This window comes from Leptospira venezuelensis (assembly GCF_002150035.1).
GTDB lineage: Bacteria > Spirochaetota > Leptospiria > Leptospirales > Leptospiraceae > Leptospira_B > Leptospira_B venezuelensis.
Window position 1 is genome coordinate 1239858 of record NZ_NETS01000010.1, and the last position, 16692, is coordinate 1256549.

Genomic DNA, 16692 nt, shown 5'->3' on the forward strand with positions numbered 1-16692 from the left:
TTCGATATCCTGGGATCTATGAAACGAATTTTAGAATTTTCTTTGGCTTTGATTGCATTGGTTGTGCTCTCCTTGGTGTTAATTGTGATCTCTATGCTGATCTTCTTCTTTGCTTCGGGTCCGGTATTCTTTCTTCAGGAAAGGATGGGCTTAGGAAAGAGGATATTTCAGATCTGGAAATTCAGGACTATGAAAGATGGAGTTCCTACAAAGTTAGGATCATTTTTGAGAAGTACAGGATTGGATGAACTTCCTCAAATCTGGAATATCGTAAAAGGGGATATGAGTATCGTAGGTCCGAGGCCACTGACCGAGCAGGATGTTCTAAGATTAGGATGGAAAGGAGAAGGGCTTGCGAGTAGATGGTCGATTCGTCCTGGGATCACTGGGCTTTCTCAATTATATTCCGGAAGAGGATCTAAATATTCTCTTTGCTTCGATCTGTCTTATTTAAAAAGAAAAAGTTTTCTCTTAGATCTTAAGATCCTAACACTGACTCTGATCATAAACATATTCGGTAAAAAACGAATTAGAAATTTATTATGGACTCATCTTCAAAAAAGAGATCGTGGATTCTATTGGGGAAATTGGGCAAAACATTTTAAAAAAAATGCAGATCGTCCTTACCCAATTGTCCAAGAACAGGTGATCGGTTTTATCCCTCAAAAACGACTTCCAGTGGCTAAATCTCTTGCAATCTTTCAGCTGGGGGAAGCAGGAGAAGGCAGGATCGCAAAAGATATAGATCGAGTGAAAATTTACGGTGTGGATCCAAATTATAGAGAAGCACTTAAACTTTTCGTAAAGGAAGAAGGGAGACATGCACGTATTTTGGGAGAATGTGTTCGCGCATTAAGGGGAGAACTTATCCAAAATAACTGGACCGAAAGATTATTTCATTTTGGAAGACGGCTTTTAGGAACTAGACTCAAACTAATGGTCCTATTAGTCGCAGAAGTGATCGGAATCTGCTTTTATAAAAAAATAGCCGAAAAAATTCCATTCGGTTCCGTTAAGAATGCACTTCTTCATATCGCAGAAGATGAAGAAAAACATCTGATCTTTCATTACACATTTTTTAAAATACGTCTTAAAAATCCCATCACTCGCTTTCTTTTTAAGATACTTTGGAGATTCCTTTCTTTCGCCGCTTGTATTTCTGTTTTAATAGATCATCGCAAAACATTTAAAGCATTAGAAATCTCCATCAAAGATTGTTATTTTCAATTTAAAAATATTTCTCGAAACACGGAGAGAAAGATCCTCCAAACATTCTTTGTTTGAAGGAGTTCTTCTATGCATATTGTTTTGGTGTTTAGGAGAAAAGTCTTCGGATATAGTTTTGAATGCGAAGAAGCGGAACTAATTCATGTGTTAGATCGGATAAAAGTTCGTTTAGAAGGATATCTATCAACATATTCTATTAGAAAGAAATATTATGTTACGAAATTAGAAAATTCCGGAAAAATTTTTAAAGGGTTTATCGGTTTAGATGAAGAATACATTTCTAGTTTTGCTAAAGATCTAGAAGAAATTGAAATTGAAACAGGGAAATATTTAAAATTTGGAAACTTTTCTGTGGGAGATAATATTACTGAAAGGATTGGTGTTGGTGAAAAAATCCAGACTTACTTGATCGAGAATAATATCAGGACTGATTGGATGAGATTTTCCTTTGGGAGAGATTCATATCTTAGAATTGTTAATTAAATAATAGTAATATGTTTTGGACTAGTGCTGCGCAACGGATCGTAGCGGAAATCAAAGCGAAGCGGATTGGAGCGTAGAGCCGGGTGCTCGCCGATTGGCGAGCATGCGCCCTTATTTTTAATTCCAGCTAAAAGAGCCGGATTTGTCGAATTTGAATGGGACCTGTCCGGTTCCAATTTCTGGAGATTCAGTGGTTGCTTTTCCGCTCAGTCGGAATGCGGCGGACCTTTTGGAGACTGCATTAGCGATCCCTTGTGTAACTGTTCCGAGAGGAAAGGAAGTGCGAACGCTTAGAATTGATTCTTTTCCTTGGTTTTCGATCCGGACTGGCTGACCGGTTAAAAATTTTTCTTTTTCGAGAGTGAGATCAAATTCAAATTCAGAAAATTGTAATCTAGATGTAGCCCTATTTTTTAGCACGATTTGGAATTCGGTGTCCACTTTTAAGTCGAGTGAAGATAATCCTGCGGCTATTGCTGAGCCGGGGGATTTTTTCTGAGGACCGAGTAACGTGTCTAAGAATGATGTGGCTTTTTTTGCCAAGTCTTCTGTGCCTGCGGAACTTAAAATAGTAGAAGGATCCGGTTTAATAATTTTGAAATTTCGGATCTCTATGTCGGGAAGAACTGCAGGAATCTTTCTTTCTTCTTCGAATGGAAAGTCGAGTGAAGCGGCTCCGGCAATTGATCTGTATTTTTCAGGGATAGGAAGTGAAACAACTCCCTGAACTTTAACTACTAGATCTATCTTTCCTGGAACTTTTTTGTAAAGTTCTGCTAAGTCATTATATGCAAATGTTAGATCAACTGGAACTGGTTTGTTGGAATTCCCACCTACTGTTGGGATCTTGGTTTTTGCTTTTGTAAATTGCTGTCCTTCGATGAGGATATTCATTTCTAAATTGGTCGCAGGTAAAGCGATTGGATAAGGGTTTTTTACTTTCGAATCCACTCTTAGACGGATCTCGGATAGATTAATTTCTGCGATGGAAACTTTTTCCAATGTAAATGAAGGTCTGTCGAGGTCCTCGATCTTTTCTTTTACTTTTTTTAAATCCACTTTTTGTAATTGAGCACAACCGAATAGAAGGTTTGCTGCTAGTGTAATTCCGATATAGGCATGTAAGGAAGTTTTTTGGATCATAAACTCCTCCGTAAAGGTGAAGTCTTTATTTGAGATTTACCGATTATTGGAAACTAAGTTTTGAAAGCTTGGAAATAAAAAATAGAGTTTTGTGATGAATAGCAATGATTCTTGCAAGTAAATTTTGCAGTAATACGATGTTGGAATTCCAACATAATGTGGGACAGGAAATGTCTTGCGTGTATGAGGGTTTTGTGATAAAGGAAGTGCTCTGGTTTTGCGGGTACCACCGCACCGGCCCCCCTTCGCAGCGACAATAGGAGCGAGAAGACGACCGTCTTCGACGAGTCGGTGACCGAGAGAATCGAGGTCAAACGAGACTAAAGATAAAATTGAAACGATACGAATGCATCGAACGGTTTTGCGGGTACCACCGCACCGGCCCCCACCCAATGAGGGTGGGGTGCACCTTACACTACTTTTTCTTCTTACTCGTATTTCCCTTCTTAGGTTTGGACTCCACATCTTGAGCCCATTCACTTAAAGAAGTTTGGCCATGATTAGTTGCAACAGCAGTGCTTCCAGAATGACCAGCTTCGCTGTGGATTGTCGCAGTCATATCCGGACGGAATTTTCCTTCTATCCATTCTCTGAACTTATCGATACCACCGAAGATGGAAGGAACCACGATCAATGTAACTAATGTGGAGAGGATTAGACCTCCAATAATCGCAATACCCATTGCCGTTCTGGATTTCGCTGCTTCTCCAAGACCTAATGCAATCGGAACAGTTCCCATGATCATCGCGATGGATGTCATCAAGATTGGACGTAATCTGACAAGTCCCGCTTCGAGGATTGCTTCGTCTCTTGTGATGCCCCTTTCTCTCACAGCTTGCATTGCATAGTCCACGAGTAAGATCGAGTTTTTGGCTACAAGTCCCATGAGTAGGATGAGTCCTATCATCGAGAATATGTTCAACATTTCTCCTGTTAAGTGCAGAGCGAAGAATGCTCCGGAAATTGCAGGAGGGATCGCAAATAAGATTGTGATCGGAGTAATGAAAGATTCGTAAAGAGAAGCAAGAACCAAATAGATGAATACCAACGCAAGACCGAATGCTACGATGATATTCAAGAAAAGTTCTTTCAAATCCTCAGACTGACCTTGGAAATTAAAACGAACTCCTGGCGGAGGAGGAATTTCTTTGGTCAAAATTTTGGTCGCTTCTTCCATCGCAGTTCCGATGGCACCTCCCGGTGCAAGGTTCGCGTTTACAACAACTGCTCTGGCTCTATCAATACGATTGATTCGAGAAGGACCTAAGTTTTCTTTACCCGTGCTGATCGCTGCTAGAGGAATTAACCTGTTTGCGATATTCGGGACCTTGGTCTGGCCGTAAGCTGCTCTCAAATTCCTTTGGTCCGGTTTGAGCCTCATACGGACCTCATACTCGATCCCTTTGTCGTAGAATTTACTGACCTGGTCTCCTGCGATTTGGTATCTTAATTCGGAACCCGCAACACCAGGAAGAACACCGACCAATTGCATTCTGGAATTATCCAAAACGATTTGATATTCAGGCTTTCCGCTTCGATAGTCTGAGTCGATGTCCGCGAGGTCTTTGATACCTTTCAGTCGTTCTATTACTTTTTTAGAATATGCTTCTACTTCTTCCAAATTATTTCCCTTAAGAACTAATTGGAATGGATACTGGACCCCGCCCCCTACTGCGGAATAATCCGAAACTGCCGGCCTTGCATAATCATAAGCCTTTAACATTGTACGGATCTCTTCTTTGACAGTGGTAGTATCTCTGGACCTTTTTTTGGAAGAAACAAGCGCGATCGCTAATATGGCAGTGTTCGGTTCTCCGCCATCCGGTTTACCGATGGTGATTGCGATCTTATCCATTTCCGGGAATTTTTGGAGTTCTGCCAAAACCTTATCCGAAACTTCTTTAGTACCTTGTAAGCTCGTACCTGGAGGAAGATCTAAGGTCACCATAAATTCACCCTGATCGTTCGCAGGTAAGAAAGTCTTTTTCACAAACGCACAACTTACGAAGGAAAGAGCAAATATTAAGAAGCTAAGAAGAATGATCTTACCTGGATGTGCTAACGCGTATTGCATCGTGATCTTATAAACTTTCTCTAACCAATTTTGGAAACGATCGAATGCTTCCACAGCGGCGTTCTTTTTATCGTGGGTAAGCTTTCCGGCAAAGTAAGCGGACAACATAGGAGCCACAAAAAGACCATCGAAGAGTGAAATGATCATGGCGAAAACCACAGTCAGTCCGAACTGTTTGAAGAACTGACCTACAATTCCTGATAAGAATCCAACAGGGAAGAATACTGCGATCACAGTTAAGGAAGTTCCGATCACCGCGAGAGCCACTTCCATGGTTCCTTTTTCTGCGGCTTCCATCACGGTCGCACCTTCTTCCAATTTTCGGAAGATGTTTTCCCGGACCACAATCGCGTCGTCCACGAGAAGACCTACCGCTAACGATAAGGCCAACAAGGTCATAACGTTGATCGTGAATCCCATAATCCACATGATAATGAATGCACCGAGTAACGAGTTAGGTAATGCAAGACCGGTTATGATCGTAGATCTTAAGTTCCCTAAGAAGAAATAAACTGTGATGACCGCTAATAAGATACCTAGAACGATCGCTTCCGTAACGTCTTCTACGTTGTAACGGATCCATCTGGAACCATCGCGGATCAATCTGATCTTAGGTTTACCTGCAAGAGGTTGGATATCCGCATTTAGCTTATCTATCCTTTTTAAAACCTCATCAGCAACGGCTACAGTATTTGCACCCGACTGCTTATAAACGTCGATGAATAATGCAGGCTTTAGTTCTTTTTCAATAACTGGTTCTTTAGCACCGCTAAATTTAGAAAAAGTTCTTTTGACCCTTTTCGGAAGCTGAGTGATCCAAGTAAAAGGATGTGTTAGAAGACCTACATCCTCTTCTTCCACTTCATCACTTTTAGCAGCCCAAAGATATCCTAGAGTCTCCTCATCTTCCGTTCCATCTCTAACGGAACCAAGTTGTTTAATTAGGACTGAATTTCCAACATCCCCACCAAAGGAAACGATAGTGTTCTCTATCTGAGAAAGAGTTTCATATCTACCTAAAGTTCTGTAAGAAGTTTCTTTCGCACCGGAATCGTATTTACCTACAGGAACGTTCAAACCTGCAGTCTTTAATCGATTTGCGATCACAACCATAGGCATTTGATAAGAAACTAATTTATTTCTATCTAATTCGATTTGGATTTCTCTTCTGGTTCCTCCCACGAGTCTTACGGAACCTACACCTGCGATCTGTTCCAACTTCGCCTTAACAGTTTCTTTCGCTAGATCATACATTTTTGCCTGATCTAAATCCGCAAACACAGCCAAACGAATGATTGGTTGGTCCGCTGGGTCGAAACGAACTACTTTTGGTTCTTTGATTCCATCCGGAAGTTTCGGACGAACTGAAGCGGTCTTATCTCGAAACTGCTGTTCTGCATATTTGATATCCGTTGAAAGAGTAAATTCTCCTAAAACTACAGAAACACCTTCCTGGTTACGGGAAGTGATCTTTTTCAACCCTGCGATAGAAGAAAGTTCTTCTTCTAAAGGTTTAGAGATCAATTCTTCTATCTCTTCTGGACCAGCTCCCGGATAGATCGTAGTTACAGTTACCACTGGGATGTTCACATCCGGAAAAAGATCCACCCCCATCTTGCTGAGAGAAAAGACACCGGTGATCAACATAAGGATCACAAGACTGGTAATAAAAATGGGACGTTTAATGGAGAGGAGCGCGATATTCAAGTTTCCTCCGGAGGATTTCTATTCTCAAAACGAATAGGAGAATCAGCTCTACAGAAGGCCATTGGGATCGATTCCGGGAATTTAGAAAACAAATTCGCGAAACCATTTAGGGAAATTTGGACGGAAAGGTTTTGGGAGCATACTAAGTCATATTGCGGAAATATAGAAACGTAGTAGGGCAGGGAGGAGCCGGAACAAACGTCATACTCTATTGCTAAAACGAAGATTGAATCAGTTAAACTGTAGTCGGTTGGGCGGCCGACCCAGCTTTGCTGGCCGGGCTGCTCCGGGTTCGCTATCGCTCATCCCTCGCGAACGGCTATAGGGAGTGAGCCAGTTTAAGAAAGCCAAGGTATTATCGAGAGCTGGAAATATATTCGCTCGGGACTTCGCCTTCCGCATCCCTGTCGGTAGCACTTCTGCAAAACAATATCCTGATTTGGAATATAGGAGTGAATATTGATTCGGAAACAATATTCTACATAATGAAAACAGAATATAGATAATTTTATTGACGATCCTATGAGTTTATTGGCCTCCTCGTATGAAATATAAGGAATGGGTGTATGACGTTATGCGAAAAAGTCTTTTTATCTTAGTGTTTTGTTCTTTTATCCTATTTGGGGGTTCTCTGCAAGCCGAGACAGGCAGTAGTGGTTCTTCTCTAATTTCAAGTTTTTTGAATCTATTCGGAGGAAATTTTTCTTCTTCCTCCAACTTTCCTTACTCTTCAGAACCCGGATCGGAATACAGTGGAACGGATGCGAATAAGAATGCAAAAAAATATTGGAACATTAGAAATAAACTCCGAAATAATTTTATAAAACTTTCCACAGACAAAGGTGGATGCCTTCCGATGGAAGAAGTTAAAATTTTTGCAAATGAACGTATTGGAAAATGGGGAGATTCTACAATTAAACTGGGTTGGTATTTGGGCGTACTTGGCTCGGAGTTACATATGCTTTCTCGTCCCGATTCTTATCCAGGATATGGGGAGGTGAATGATATCCAAAATACGATACGAGAACTCTTTTGTGCATTTATTGCCTTAGAACGTCTTGATCGTTTTGGGGAACAGAGTATCTGGGAGGTGCATCCAATAAATTTGGCAAATTATCCAGGATCCGAAGGTTACCAATGGCCGGATACTCCCGGTTTTTTTGTAAGGGACGATGTTCCTATCAATGTAATGAAAGATCTTCGCCTAACAGGAGCCGAAGGAGATTATCAAACATGGATCGGGGACCAAGCTCTTCCTACACCCCCAACGAATCGAGAAATGAGCCAGGATCAGGTGGTTCATTTATTATTAGGTTTAGCGATCGTAAAACATTTAGTACCAATGACGTATTCCTACCAAGGAATGAATTTTCAGCATCAGGCCCAAATGTACGCACGTAAACTAGTGGATTATGTATATGCCGGCCAAGATCAAACATTTGAAATCCTAGGAATTCCTCTAAGTGAAACGAATGTTTCCTGGTTAATCGTTAATCCAGTCTCACCCAAGGTAAATTGGTTCGGATCCTGTCCGCTCTGTATGGGTTGGTTCGATCCTTTTCAACCGGTCGATCCGGACCATATGGGCCAAGTAACCAGAGGCGCAGACGCTCGATTTTTTTCAGCTGGCTTCAATTTTGCAGGCAGTTGGATATCAGGAAAAAGTTGGAATGTAAACTCCCAGTATCTATTATCGTGGGCAGGGTTATCTCAATCTGCAGTTTTTACTACGGCAGATAACGCGCATATGGTAATGGCTTTAGCTTCCATTGGAAATGCATGGGGTGAGCTGACCCAAGATTTTCTAGTGGCGCAAGCTGCTCAACATGACTTTTATCTATACCCCCTCTTACATTCCATCTTGCATTCCGGAGGAAATATTTCCGCATTTTTAGAGAGTAAAACTTTATCTCTTTTAAATTCCGCTCCCTGGAGTGGGACTGGTACAGAGTTTGGATCAGATAGCGACTGGGCTTCAGACAATCGATTCATTCGAAAGAAAGATGATCATAGCAGAACGTCTTTGATAACATTAGAAAGTCATGGGTTAGATTATTTGCTTTTGCATAATCTTTTCTTTATTTCTAAACCAAATCAATATTACGGAGTGACTCCAAATCAGCAACCGAACTCAGTTCCAGACTTTTCTGTTCCGAACTGGCCTGTTCCACCTAGTTATAAACTGCGACCGATTGGATATACGGTAGCCGGAACACCTACTTATCTGAATACTTGTACTGCTTCCACAAGTGTGGATATTCCAATCACAATAGAATGGGATGATCCTCACGGAAACAGAGAGTCTGTGGCTATTTTATTGGATTCTCAGCCTGCTTCTGGCAATGGGATCGTAACTTCAACCGGGACAAAAAATCGTTTCATCTACCATGGCAAATTCTGGGGTCAATCGTGGTGGGAAGATACGGTCCGCTTTAGACTTCTAGATGAAGATGGTAATTCTACTTACTTAACTGCTTTGATCGGTTATCCTGGAGCTATTGCTGCTCCTCCGAATCTCGGAGCGGTCGGATCACCCACACGAGTAGTAGTCAACGGATGGTTTGCCGGAGTCCCATTGTATGGAACCATTGAAATGGAATTCCAGGTCTATGCAATCGATCCGAATTGTACTCCGCCGAAACCTAGTGCTTGGATTATTTCCGGAACAAGAAATGCGTTAGCCTATCCGATTTCTCCTCTTCGATTTAAGGCAATTGTAGGCTGGACTATTTTTGCTCTCCATGGAAATGCAGGTGTCACTCTGCAAGCGGCGACAAGTGTAGGAACAACTGGAACCTATGAGGTTCAAATCAATTGGTAAAGGAAATGATGAAACAAAGTCTGGTAAAAAACTCCATAACCATTAGTTTGCTATTATTATTACTCCTAAGTTGTGGAGAAAGGGATAAGCAGAGAGGGGATCGTGATCAATGTAAAGAAGAGCTCCATAATTTATACTTAGTATATGGATATTGTTTAGAAGATCCTCCCACAGAAGGATGCGATCGGTATTTAGGCGCTTTATTGTATCAAGATCACCAATGCACCGGAATGAAAGTGAATGCACCCTTATAATCTAAAATTGCCAGACAAACGGAACTTATAAGTCTGTTTAGCCAAACTAATCCTACAAAGGATTTGTATATATCTTTTGTAGGATAATCTCATATCATAAACAAGGGATTACAAAATGAAACGTTTTCTTTATATTTTATTTATTGGGGCCTTATTCATTTCGAATTGTTCCTTATTAAAGGCTCCAAGATTTTCGAAAGAAAAGATGGAATCCTATATTTCCACATTCCGTGAATTAAAAGAATCTAATCCATCCTTCGGAGAATTGATATCTAAACCTAACCCCGCCTTTCTTTTTGAGCCATCTTCGGAGATAGATCCCAAACAAGCGGATGCAATCGCGAAAAAAAACGGATTTACCGACTATCGCGAATTCGCACTTTTACATTTTCAGATTAAGGAATTTTACGACCTTTCTAATTCCGAAAAATTCATCGAAGATATGAAGGAAGCTCAGGACCAATACTCCGAAAGTTTTCAAACTTTCTTAAATGATCCCAATGTGGCGGATTCTACAAAGGAGCAAATCAGGGAATCGATCCGAAAGGCTAAAGAACTCCAGGAAGAAAATCTGGCTCGATCCAAAGATCAGTTCAAAAACTTTCGGTTGTCCGAAGATCCAGCTTATACTTTCATAAAAGACAAGAACAAAGAGTTAAAGGAATTGTATACGATCCAAATCCCCTTAGAAAAGAAAAAAATCTAAGTTTCAGAAAACTACTATGGGAGCTAAACGAAAACCTCGGTGTTCTCGGTGAACTCTGTGCGAAACGATCTTAGTAAATTCTACGAATCGCTTGAGAGATCCTTTGCACATTATCCTTGGTTAGGTTTGGATAAATCGGGATGCAATGACCTCTTTGGTAGAGTCTTTCCCCGTTCGGAAAATCAGAATTAGAAAGTTCTAAGATATGGTGGATCGGTTCGGCAACAGTTCTGCGAGTACCGATTTGTAAAGAACGGAAGTATCTTTCTACTTGCTCATAATTACCTGGAGCAATGATCACAAATCGATTGAAAGTTTCAGAATTCGGATCGTTAAAATGAGAACCAACTTGGGACCCTTGGATGGATTGCAGATAAACCTGAGCGATCTTTCTTTTTCTTTCTAAGATTACACCAAGATTAGATAATTGTTCGATCCCTAAAGCCGCTTGGTAATCGATCATATCGTAATCTAATCTCGGTTGGCCTTCTTTACGCGGATAAGGCGCCTTACCTTCTTTTCTCGCTCGGATCTTTTTTGCTAATGAGTCATCATCAGTACAGATCAACGCTCCATTTCCGGTAGTGATCAGATACTCGATCGAAAGACCACAGATAGAAATTTTGCCCTGCTTACCTGGAGTGAATGTTTCGGTTCTTGCACCGACTGCTTCTGAAAAATCTTCGATTACGGGGCGATTTTTAAAATCGTATTTCGAGAAGTCTGCCAAAGAACCGAAAGTGTGATCTAAAACCACAGCTTTTACAGATTCGTCTTCCAGAGCGGCAGATAATCTTTCAGGACAGATATGGAAAGAATGTTTTCCCATATCCACAACCAAAGGTTGCGCTTGCATTAAGAAAATTGCATCTAGAGCAGCAAGAGGAGCGAAAGTGGAGATAGCAATTTTATCTCCGGGTTGGATCTCCAACGCCAATAAAGACAGATGATATGCAGCAGTTAAGCTGTTTGCAGAAATTACTTGTTTAGTCCTGAAAGTAGAAGAAAAAGCTTTCTCAAACTTATGGGTCACAGATCCGGAAGCTAGATGGTCTTCTACCAATGCCTCTAAAACGGTTTTCAGGTCTTCCCGAGAAAGAGTCGGTTTATGGAATTCGATATCGGTTTTTTTCCGGCTTGGTTTCTCTAAAACTTCGGTTTCCGCGCTCATCTTCCCTTCTCAGGTTCCAGTAATTTTATTATGTCGCATTGTAACCTATGTACTCAGCCCGTAAAGATTTTTTTCAAAATCTCCGGGCTTAGGAACTACTAGGCCACTCAGCGCAAATAATCAGAATACCAGCGGAAATGTCTAGACGTTTTCGTACAAGAAAAAAAAGGAGGGATCAATCTCCGAAAATTTTCTTACGGACTCCAATCCAGATTTCTGGCAAATAAGCCCCAATAATGATCAAAGCCAGGCCAGTATAGGTCCATTTATTAAAATAAGACTCACCAGCGAAACGAAGTGTGGCTACATTGATGATAGTTGTCCACCATCCGAGTAAAATAAGAATAAGACCTATAAAATTCGGAAAGAGAAAACCTATAATTTTGCCCATAAAAAACCTCTAAGAATAAGCGACTGAAACGAGAGAATTATCGAAATCTGATCTTACTCATCAAGTTGTTTTTTGGGACTTTCTCTGAATTCAAAAACAAGGCAGAGATTTTTCCTTGCCCAGGGACTTTATAAAAATCAAAATTTAGAAACGAGCCATGAAAGAAGAACTAGACAAAGATATAGATCAGGAAATCGAGCCCAGGGAGATGAATCCCACAGAATACCGGCTTCTCACATTATTATTCAATTTTTTCAGATTTCCAGATGGGATTACTTTAAGCTCCTTACGAAAGATTATGGAAGGATTTTACGATAACGAAAATCGAGACTCCGACAGAAGGAAATTATCCAGAGACATCGAAGAGTTAGGCGCCTTAGGATTTCATATCAAATATTATCCCCAAAAGAATGGAAAAGATTTCGTATATGTGCTCATAAAAGATCCACTTTCCAAAACTCTTGAGTTCACTGAAGAAGAACTCAGAGAAATTTCAGCACTCTTATTAAGAGGATATTCAGAAGCTCCCAAATACGAACTCTACACTGCCGCTAGGAAAATATTTGCGGGTGATCTAGAATACTTTCCTCAAATGACTGAAAACCCCCAAGAAAATCCAGAAGAGTTGGGAGAAACTGCGTTCCAGATATTGGAAGCTCTTAAAAATCATACGCCGATCCGAATCAAATACTACAAAACATTCCCTGAAGATTCTTACATAAAGGAAGCGGATCCGATCCGATTGATCCGAAAAGGTGGCCAGGATCATTATCTGCTAGCTTACGATAGGGAAGAAAAAACCAAAAAAAGATTCGTTTTACCTAAGATCTTGTCTGTGGAACTCCTACAAGGAGACCCACTTTACCAGGCAAAAGGAGCCAAAAAAGAAACAGAAGAAGATCTGATTATACATGCAGGATTATTCCCGGTCCACGAAACCAAAAAAGTGGAGTGGATCTGCAAAGAAGAAGGTCTCGTAAAAGCAAAACTATTCCTGACAGGGATTAAATATACCGAAGAGAAAAATAAACTCAGTTTTCAATCCTCCAATTTGGAAGGGCTATTGCCGTTTCTATGGAGATGGCCGGACGCAATTGAAACAGTCCTTCCTGAAGAATTGAACTCTGTACTACGAAACTCAGTAAAACAGATCTCAGAACTCTACGAAAAAGTATAAAAACACTACATGAAACTAAAAAACATCCTATTCACATTATTCTCACTACAGATCTTACTCACACTCGTAATGAAATACTTCTCCTATCAAGGAGATCTATCTCCAGAGTTGCATGAAAGAATTCTAAAATATTTTACCCAAGAAGATATCAACTCAGGGATAGACTACGAACGAAGGGGATTTTTTGTCTCGATCATAGGCTCTTTATTGGACTTTGCATTGGCAGGAGCATTTGTATTCTCCCCAATCTCGGTAAAGTTAGAAGAATATTTTAGCAGAAAAACAGGGCAGAGGTTTTATCCAACGGTATTTCTATTCTTTGTTTCCTTCTATCTTGTAGAATTTATCATATCTCTGCCATTCAGCTATTATTTTGGATATGTAATAGAACACGAATTTCAATTTTCTAATATGAATATAGGAGATTGGATCTTATTTAAAGCGAAATCTTTTGGGTTAGGATTTCTATTTGGTGGATTAATTGTTCTAATTGTAGCATTCGTCCTGAAAAATCTTCCACGTGCTTGGAAATATATACTTCCTATCTTATCTCTCGGATTTGGATTACTCATGTCAGTATTGTATCCAATCATCATCACCCCGATCTTTTACGATTATGGCCCTATCCAAGATGGAAGTTTAAAAACAAAAATATTAGCACTTAGCCAAAAGGCAAATATCCAAGTAGAAAATATATATGTGATCAACGAGAGCAAATACTCTGGTCACACAAACGCATACTTCACTGGATGGGGAGAAAGTAAAAAGATTTTCTTATACGATACTCTCATCAATAACCACACAGAAGAAGAAGTAGTAAGCGTTCTTGGACATGAAATAGGTCATTGGGTCCATAACCACCAAATGATAGAGATTGCACTCAGCACTCTGGAAACTTTTTTATTATGCTTCTTATTGGGATATGTATTCAAAAAAGTAAAAGAAGAAGGATCAATTCCATTAAAGGAGTTTTATTCTCCCTCTAGTCTACCTTTTCTGTTTTTAATATTATCTCTTGTTGGAACTGTACTTGGACCGTTTTCTTCAACACTTTCCAGGACCCTGGAAACTCAAGCGGACAGAGAGGCGCTTGTATTAACGAACGACAAAAAATCATTCATTAATACGGAGATCAAATTAGCAAAAGACAATAAATCCAGATTAAATCCTCATAAATTAGAAGTGATATTCGAACATTCTCATCCTACAACAATTGAAAGGATAGAATTCGCAGAAGGCTGGAAATAGAATAATCATTCTTTGCGACAGAATAGACGCTAAAAAATTACCCGATAGTTATATTTCGATTTAGTCGATTATAAGTTAGGTCTTGAAACATATAGTATATTGGCATTTAATATGAAAAACATCAAATTACTTTTCCTGATAATTCCGTTCTTATTATTTGTTTCAAGCCTAACCTCACAAGATCATAGGACTGACATTCGGGATCTCAATAAATTGAAGAATATAATTGAAGGAGATAGTAAAGTTCATTCGCTTACGCTTCCGAAGAAAGACGAGGCGATTTTATTTTTGGGTTATTTGGGAAGTTCTGCTGATTCGGTATACTTATGCAATTTATTAAATAAAGAAGAATTTAGGGATCATTACATATCGATTATTAGAGCATTAGGTTTTTTGCGCTCCGATAATTCCGTTTTATGCCTAATTCAAAAATTAAAGAAAAATGAAAACGTAGTCGAAAAATGGCATATATACGAAGGCTTAATTTATAATATAAAGGATTCTAACAGAGAAAAGAATACAATAAGCGAATTAGAAAAAGCGCTGAGAGAAACGGTAGGTGATACCAGGGAAAATTTTAGGAAACTCCTGATTCGTATAACAAACGATAAGAGTGGGAAATATATCGAGGGAATTAATTTCGAAGAAATTGGTTCGATTTTTGTATCTAAAGGGATGCCAACTCAAAAGCTTCTTGCTAAAATGTTTGAATTCAATCTTAAACAGAATCAATACGAGTCTTTGTTACCTGATTTGGAATTGATTACTAAAAAGAACAAAGATCTTTGGATCGGATATTTACTTAGGGGATATTGTTATTATCAGCTTAAAAGATATTATGAAGCAGAAATTAATTTTAAAAACTCGATAGAATTAAATCCACAGGATTCAAATTCCTATTTTTATCTAGGCAATATTTATAGTCTTAAGGGTGCAAAAGTAGTGTCTAAACAATATTACGAAAATGCTCTCAAATATACCCCGTCAGTTATCAATGAAATAATTATAAATGAGAAGATTCACGAAATAGACAACTCGCTCAGAAAATAGTTTTATAAATAGATAAGTTCAATTTCCAAATCAAACAAAAGAAATTGGATAAGGATAGTAAGTTCCTTATCCTAAAAGTATATTCGTTACTTTCTCCATGGATATTCCATCTGCAATGCTACAAAAGCCGCAGTGTTTGTTCCATATTTAGATTCAATCTCAGATAAATTTTTCTCATAAGCTGCAGCTGCTGCGATTCCATTCATATTTTCTAAAATAGAATCTAAATTTGCGACTTCTGCTTCATTCTTATCTACAAGTAATAGTAAACCGCTTTTAGTTCGGATCTGTTTTTGATTGGAAACAGAAAAGACTTCCGATCTATATGTTCTGGAAAAGGAATCAGCTTGTAGAGCTAAAACTACTTCATCTGTTCCATCTGAGACTCTAACTCCTAAGTTGTGATGATTCCAAAAGCCAAGATAGTTTTTTGCGGCAATATACATATCTTTTCCACTTAAATAGAAATCCGAACTTTTATGAGTGGGTTTCCAGTCCTTAGCCCCTAAGCTCGCTGCAACTTCTGAGGCTTTCACTTTTCCGGAAATTGCTTCTATTAGCGCTAAGGAGACTGGAATGGATGCAGTGATCCCAGTAGTAGTAATGATCTTTCGATCAGCAATGTACCTTCTGTCCTTGATCCACTTAGTTTCAGGAAACTCTTTCTCTAATTTAGAAAAAGAAAACCAATGACCTGTTGCTTTATGATCTTTCAGAATGCCTGCATTTGCGAGCACCCAAACACCGTCGCATACGCCTACAATCGTAGAACCTTTTGCAAATTGCTTTTGTATAAATGATAGAAGAGCAATATCCTCCGAATAATGGACTGCAGGCACGATCACATAATCTGCACCTTCCGGATATTCAAGATCAAACTGTTCAAAAGAATTCTCGGCTTCTATCTTTAATGCAGGGAACATTTGAACCGGACCGGTTTTCGGAAAAACTGCAATTACCTTTGCAATTTTTGCAGAATTCAAAACCCCATAAGGGATCATAAAATCGGTCAGCTCGGTCATTCGGTTTTCACCGATCACTGTAATGATTGGTTGTTTTCTGCCGAATCTGGATTGATAACTTGGGATCTGGGAACCTTCTTCTCGGATCTGGACTTTCAAAATTTCGGAAGACATTCTGTATTCTACAGTTCCGAGCAAAATTATGAGAGCTAAACTCCCATATAAGAATTTCGCAAAACGATTTGGTTGATGACTAAGATGTTTCATGCATTCAGGAT

At 39.4% G+C, this 16692-nt stretch carries 13 protein-coding genes; 8 read left to right on the forward strand and 5 right to left on the reverse strand.

Translation table 11 applies throughout. The features are described 5' to 3' along the window. Positions 1-18 precede the first annotated feature (18 nt). Together B1C82_RS13005 and B1C82_RS13010 are read left to right on the forward strand one after the other, a co-directional pair. Positions 19-1284: a sugar transferase gene (locus B1C82_RS13005; RefSeq protein WP_086447967.1), complete on the forward strand. Its 1266-nt coding sequence runs from the start codon at positions 19-21 to the stop codon at positions 1282-1284. Between the two features lie 12 nt (positions 1285-1296). Then, complete coding sequence (locus B1C82_RS13010; RefSeq protein WP_086447968.1) at positions 1297-1710, forward strand: hypothetical protein; 414 nt, start codon at positions 1297-1299, stop codon at positions 1708-1710. Positions 1711-1827: 117 nt separating this feature from the next. Here the strand turns inward: B1C82_RS13010 and B1C82_RS13015 are convergent, their stop codons facing one another. Continuing rightward, positions 1828-2853 (reverse strand): LEA type 2 family protein, encoded by a 1026-nt coding sequence (locus B1C82_RS13015; protein ID WP_086447969.1) that lies wholly within the window; start codon positions 2851-2853, stop codon positions 1828-1830. Positions 2854-3268: 415 nt separating this feature from the next. Next, on the reverse strand, positions 3269-6634 hold the full coding sequence (locus tag B1C82_RS13025) for an efflux RND transporter permease subunit (RefSeq protein WP_086447970.1): 3366 nt from the start codon (positions 6632-6634) through the stop codon (positions 3269-3271). Positions 6635-7208: 574 nt separating this feature from the next. On the opposite strand from B1C82_RS13025, the gene B1C82_RS13030 reads away from it, so the two are divergent. The 3 genes from B1C82_RS13030 (at position 7209) to B1C82_RS13040 (ending at position 10415) form a co-directional block, all read left to right on the forward strand. Further along, the gene (locus B1C82_RS13030) at positions 7209-9455 is read left to right on the forward strand and encodes a hypothetical protein (RefSeq protein ID WP_086447971.1); all 2247 of its coding nucleotides are present in this window, start codon (positions 7209-7211) and stop codon (positions 9453-9455) included. Positions 9456-9460: 5 nt separating this feature from the next. Continuing rightward, the gene (locus B1C82_RS13035) at positions 9461-9709 is read left to right on the forward strand and encodes a hypothetical protein (protein ID WP_157894130.1); all 249 of its coding nucleotides are present in this window, start codon (positions 9461-9463) and stop codon (positions 9707-9709) included. Positions 9710-9824: 115 nt separating this feature from the next. Next, positions 9825-10415, forward strand: coding sequence for a hypothetical protein (locus B1C82_RS13040; RefSeq protein WP_086447973.1), 591 nt, complete (start codon positions 9825-9827; stop codon positions 10413-10415). 70 nt (positions 10416-10485) lie between these two features. On the opposite strand, the gene B1C82_RS13045 is transcribed toward B1C82_RS13040, so the two are convergent. Both B1C82_RS13045 and B1C82_RS13050 read right to left on the reverse strand, forming a co-directional pair. After that, positions 10486-11586: a DegT/DnrJ/EryC1/StrS family aminotransferase gene (locus tag B1C82_RS13045; RefSeq protein ID WP_086447974.1), complete on the reverse strand. Its 1101-nt coding sequence runs from the start codon at positions 11584-11586 to the stop codon at positions 10486-10488. A 175-nt stretch (positions 11587-11761) separates the two neighbouring features. Continuing rightward, positions 11762-11977: a hypothetical protein gene (locus tag B1C82_RS13050; protein WP_086447975.1), complete on the reverse strand. Its 216-nt coding sequence runs from the start codon at positions 11975-11977 to the stop codon at positions 11762-11764. Between the two features lie 157 nt (positions 11978-12134). Here B1C82_RS13050 and B1C82_RS13055 point away from each other — a divergent pair, with 157 nt between their 5' ends. The 3 genes from B1C82_RS13055 (at position 12135) to B1C82_RS13065 (ending at position 15452) form a co-directional block, all read left to right on the forward strand. After that, positions 12135-13154 (forward strand): helix-turn-helix transcriptional regulator, encoded by a 1020-nt coding sequence (locus B1C82_RS13055; protein WP_086447976.1) that lies wholly within the window; start codon positions 12135-12137, stop codon positions 13152-13154. A 9-nt stretch (positions 13155-13163) separates the two neighbouring features. Further along, the gene (locus B1C82_RS13060) at positions 13164-14402 is read left to right on the forward strand and encodes a M48 family metallopeptidase (RefSeq protein WP_086447977.1); all 1239 of its coding nucleotides are present in this window, start codon (positions 13164-13166) and stop codon (positions 14400-14402) included. Between the two features lie 111 nt (positions 14403-14513). Further along, entirely contained in the window at positions 14514-15452 is a 939-nt protein-coding gene (locus tag B1C82_RS13065) for a tetratricopeptide repeat protein (RefSeq protein ID WP_086458105.1), read from the forward strand. Between the two features lie 86 nt (positions 15453-15538). Here B1C82_RS13065 and B1C82_RS13070 read toward each other — a convergent pair whose 3' ends face one another. Next, positions 15539-16681 carry a DJ-1/PfpI family protein gene (locus tag B1C82_RS13070; RefSeq protein ID WP_086447979.1) on the reverse strand — a complete coding sequence of 381 codons (1143 nt, stop codon included), beginning with the start codon at positions 16679-16681 and terminating at the stop codon, positions 15539-15541. Between the last annotated feature and the right edge of the window lie 11 nt (positions 16682-16692).

What these genes read in the sequence shown, in the direction of transcription:
- B1C82_RS13005 (WP_086447967.1), top strand. Translation starts at nt 19, where the DNA reads ATGAAACGAATTTTAGAATTTTCTTTGGCTTTGATTGCATTGGTTGTG.
- B1C82_RS13010 (WP_086447968.1), top strand. Translation starts at nt 1,297, where the DNA reads ATGCATATTGTTTTGGTGTTTAGGAGAAAAGTCTTCGGATATAGTTTT.
- B1C82_RS13015 (WP_086447969.1), bottom strand. Translation starts at nt 2,853, where the DNA reads ATGATCCAAAAAACTTCCTTACATGCCTATATCGGAATTACACTAGCA.
- B1C82_RS13030 (WP_086447971.1), top strand. Translation starts at nt 7,209, where the DNA reads ATGCGAAAAAGTCTTTTTATCTTAGTGTTTTGTTCTTTTATCCTATTT.
- B1C82_RS13035 (WP_157894130.1), top strand. Translation starts at nt 9,461, where the DNA reads ATGATGAAACAAAGTCTGGTAAAAAACTCCATAACCATTAGTTTGCTA.
- B1C82_RS13040 (WP_086447973.1), top strand. Translation starts at nt 9,825, where the DNA reads ATGAAACGTTTTCTTTATATTTTATTTATTGGGGCCTTATTCATTTCG.
- B1C82_RS13045 (WP_086447974.1), bottom strand. Translation starts at nt 11,586, where the DNA reads ATGAGCGCGGAAACCGAAGTTTTAGAGAAACCAAGCCGGAAAAAAACC.
- B1C82_RS13050 (WP_086447975.1), bottom strand. Translation starts at nt 11,977, where the DNA reads ATGGGCAAAATTATAGGTTTTCTCTTTCCGAATTTTATAGGTCTTATT.
- B1C82_RS13055 (WP_086447976.1), top strand. Translation starts at nt 12,135, where the DNA reads ATGAAAGAAGAACTAGACAAAGATATAGATCAGGAAATCGAGCCCAGG.
- B1C82_RS13060 (WP_086447977.1), top strand. Translation starts at nt 13,164, where the DNA reads ATGAAACTAAAAAACATCCTATTCACATTATTCTCACTACAGATCTTA.
- B1C82_RS13065 (WP_086458105.1), top strand. Translation starts at nt 14,514, where the DNA reads ATGAAAAACATCAAATTACTTTTCCTGATAATTCCGTTCTTATTATTT.
- B1C82_RS13070 (WP_086447979.1), bottom strand. Translation starts at nt 16,681, where the DNA reads ATGAAACATCTTAGTCATCAACCAAATCGTTTTGCGAAATTCTTATAT.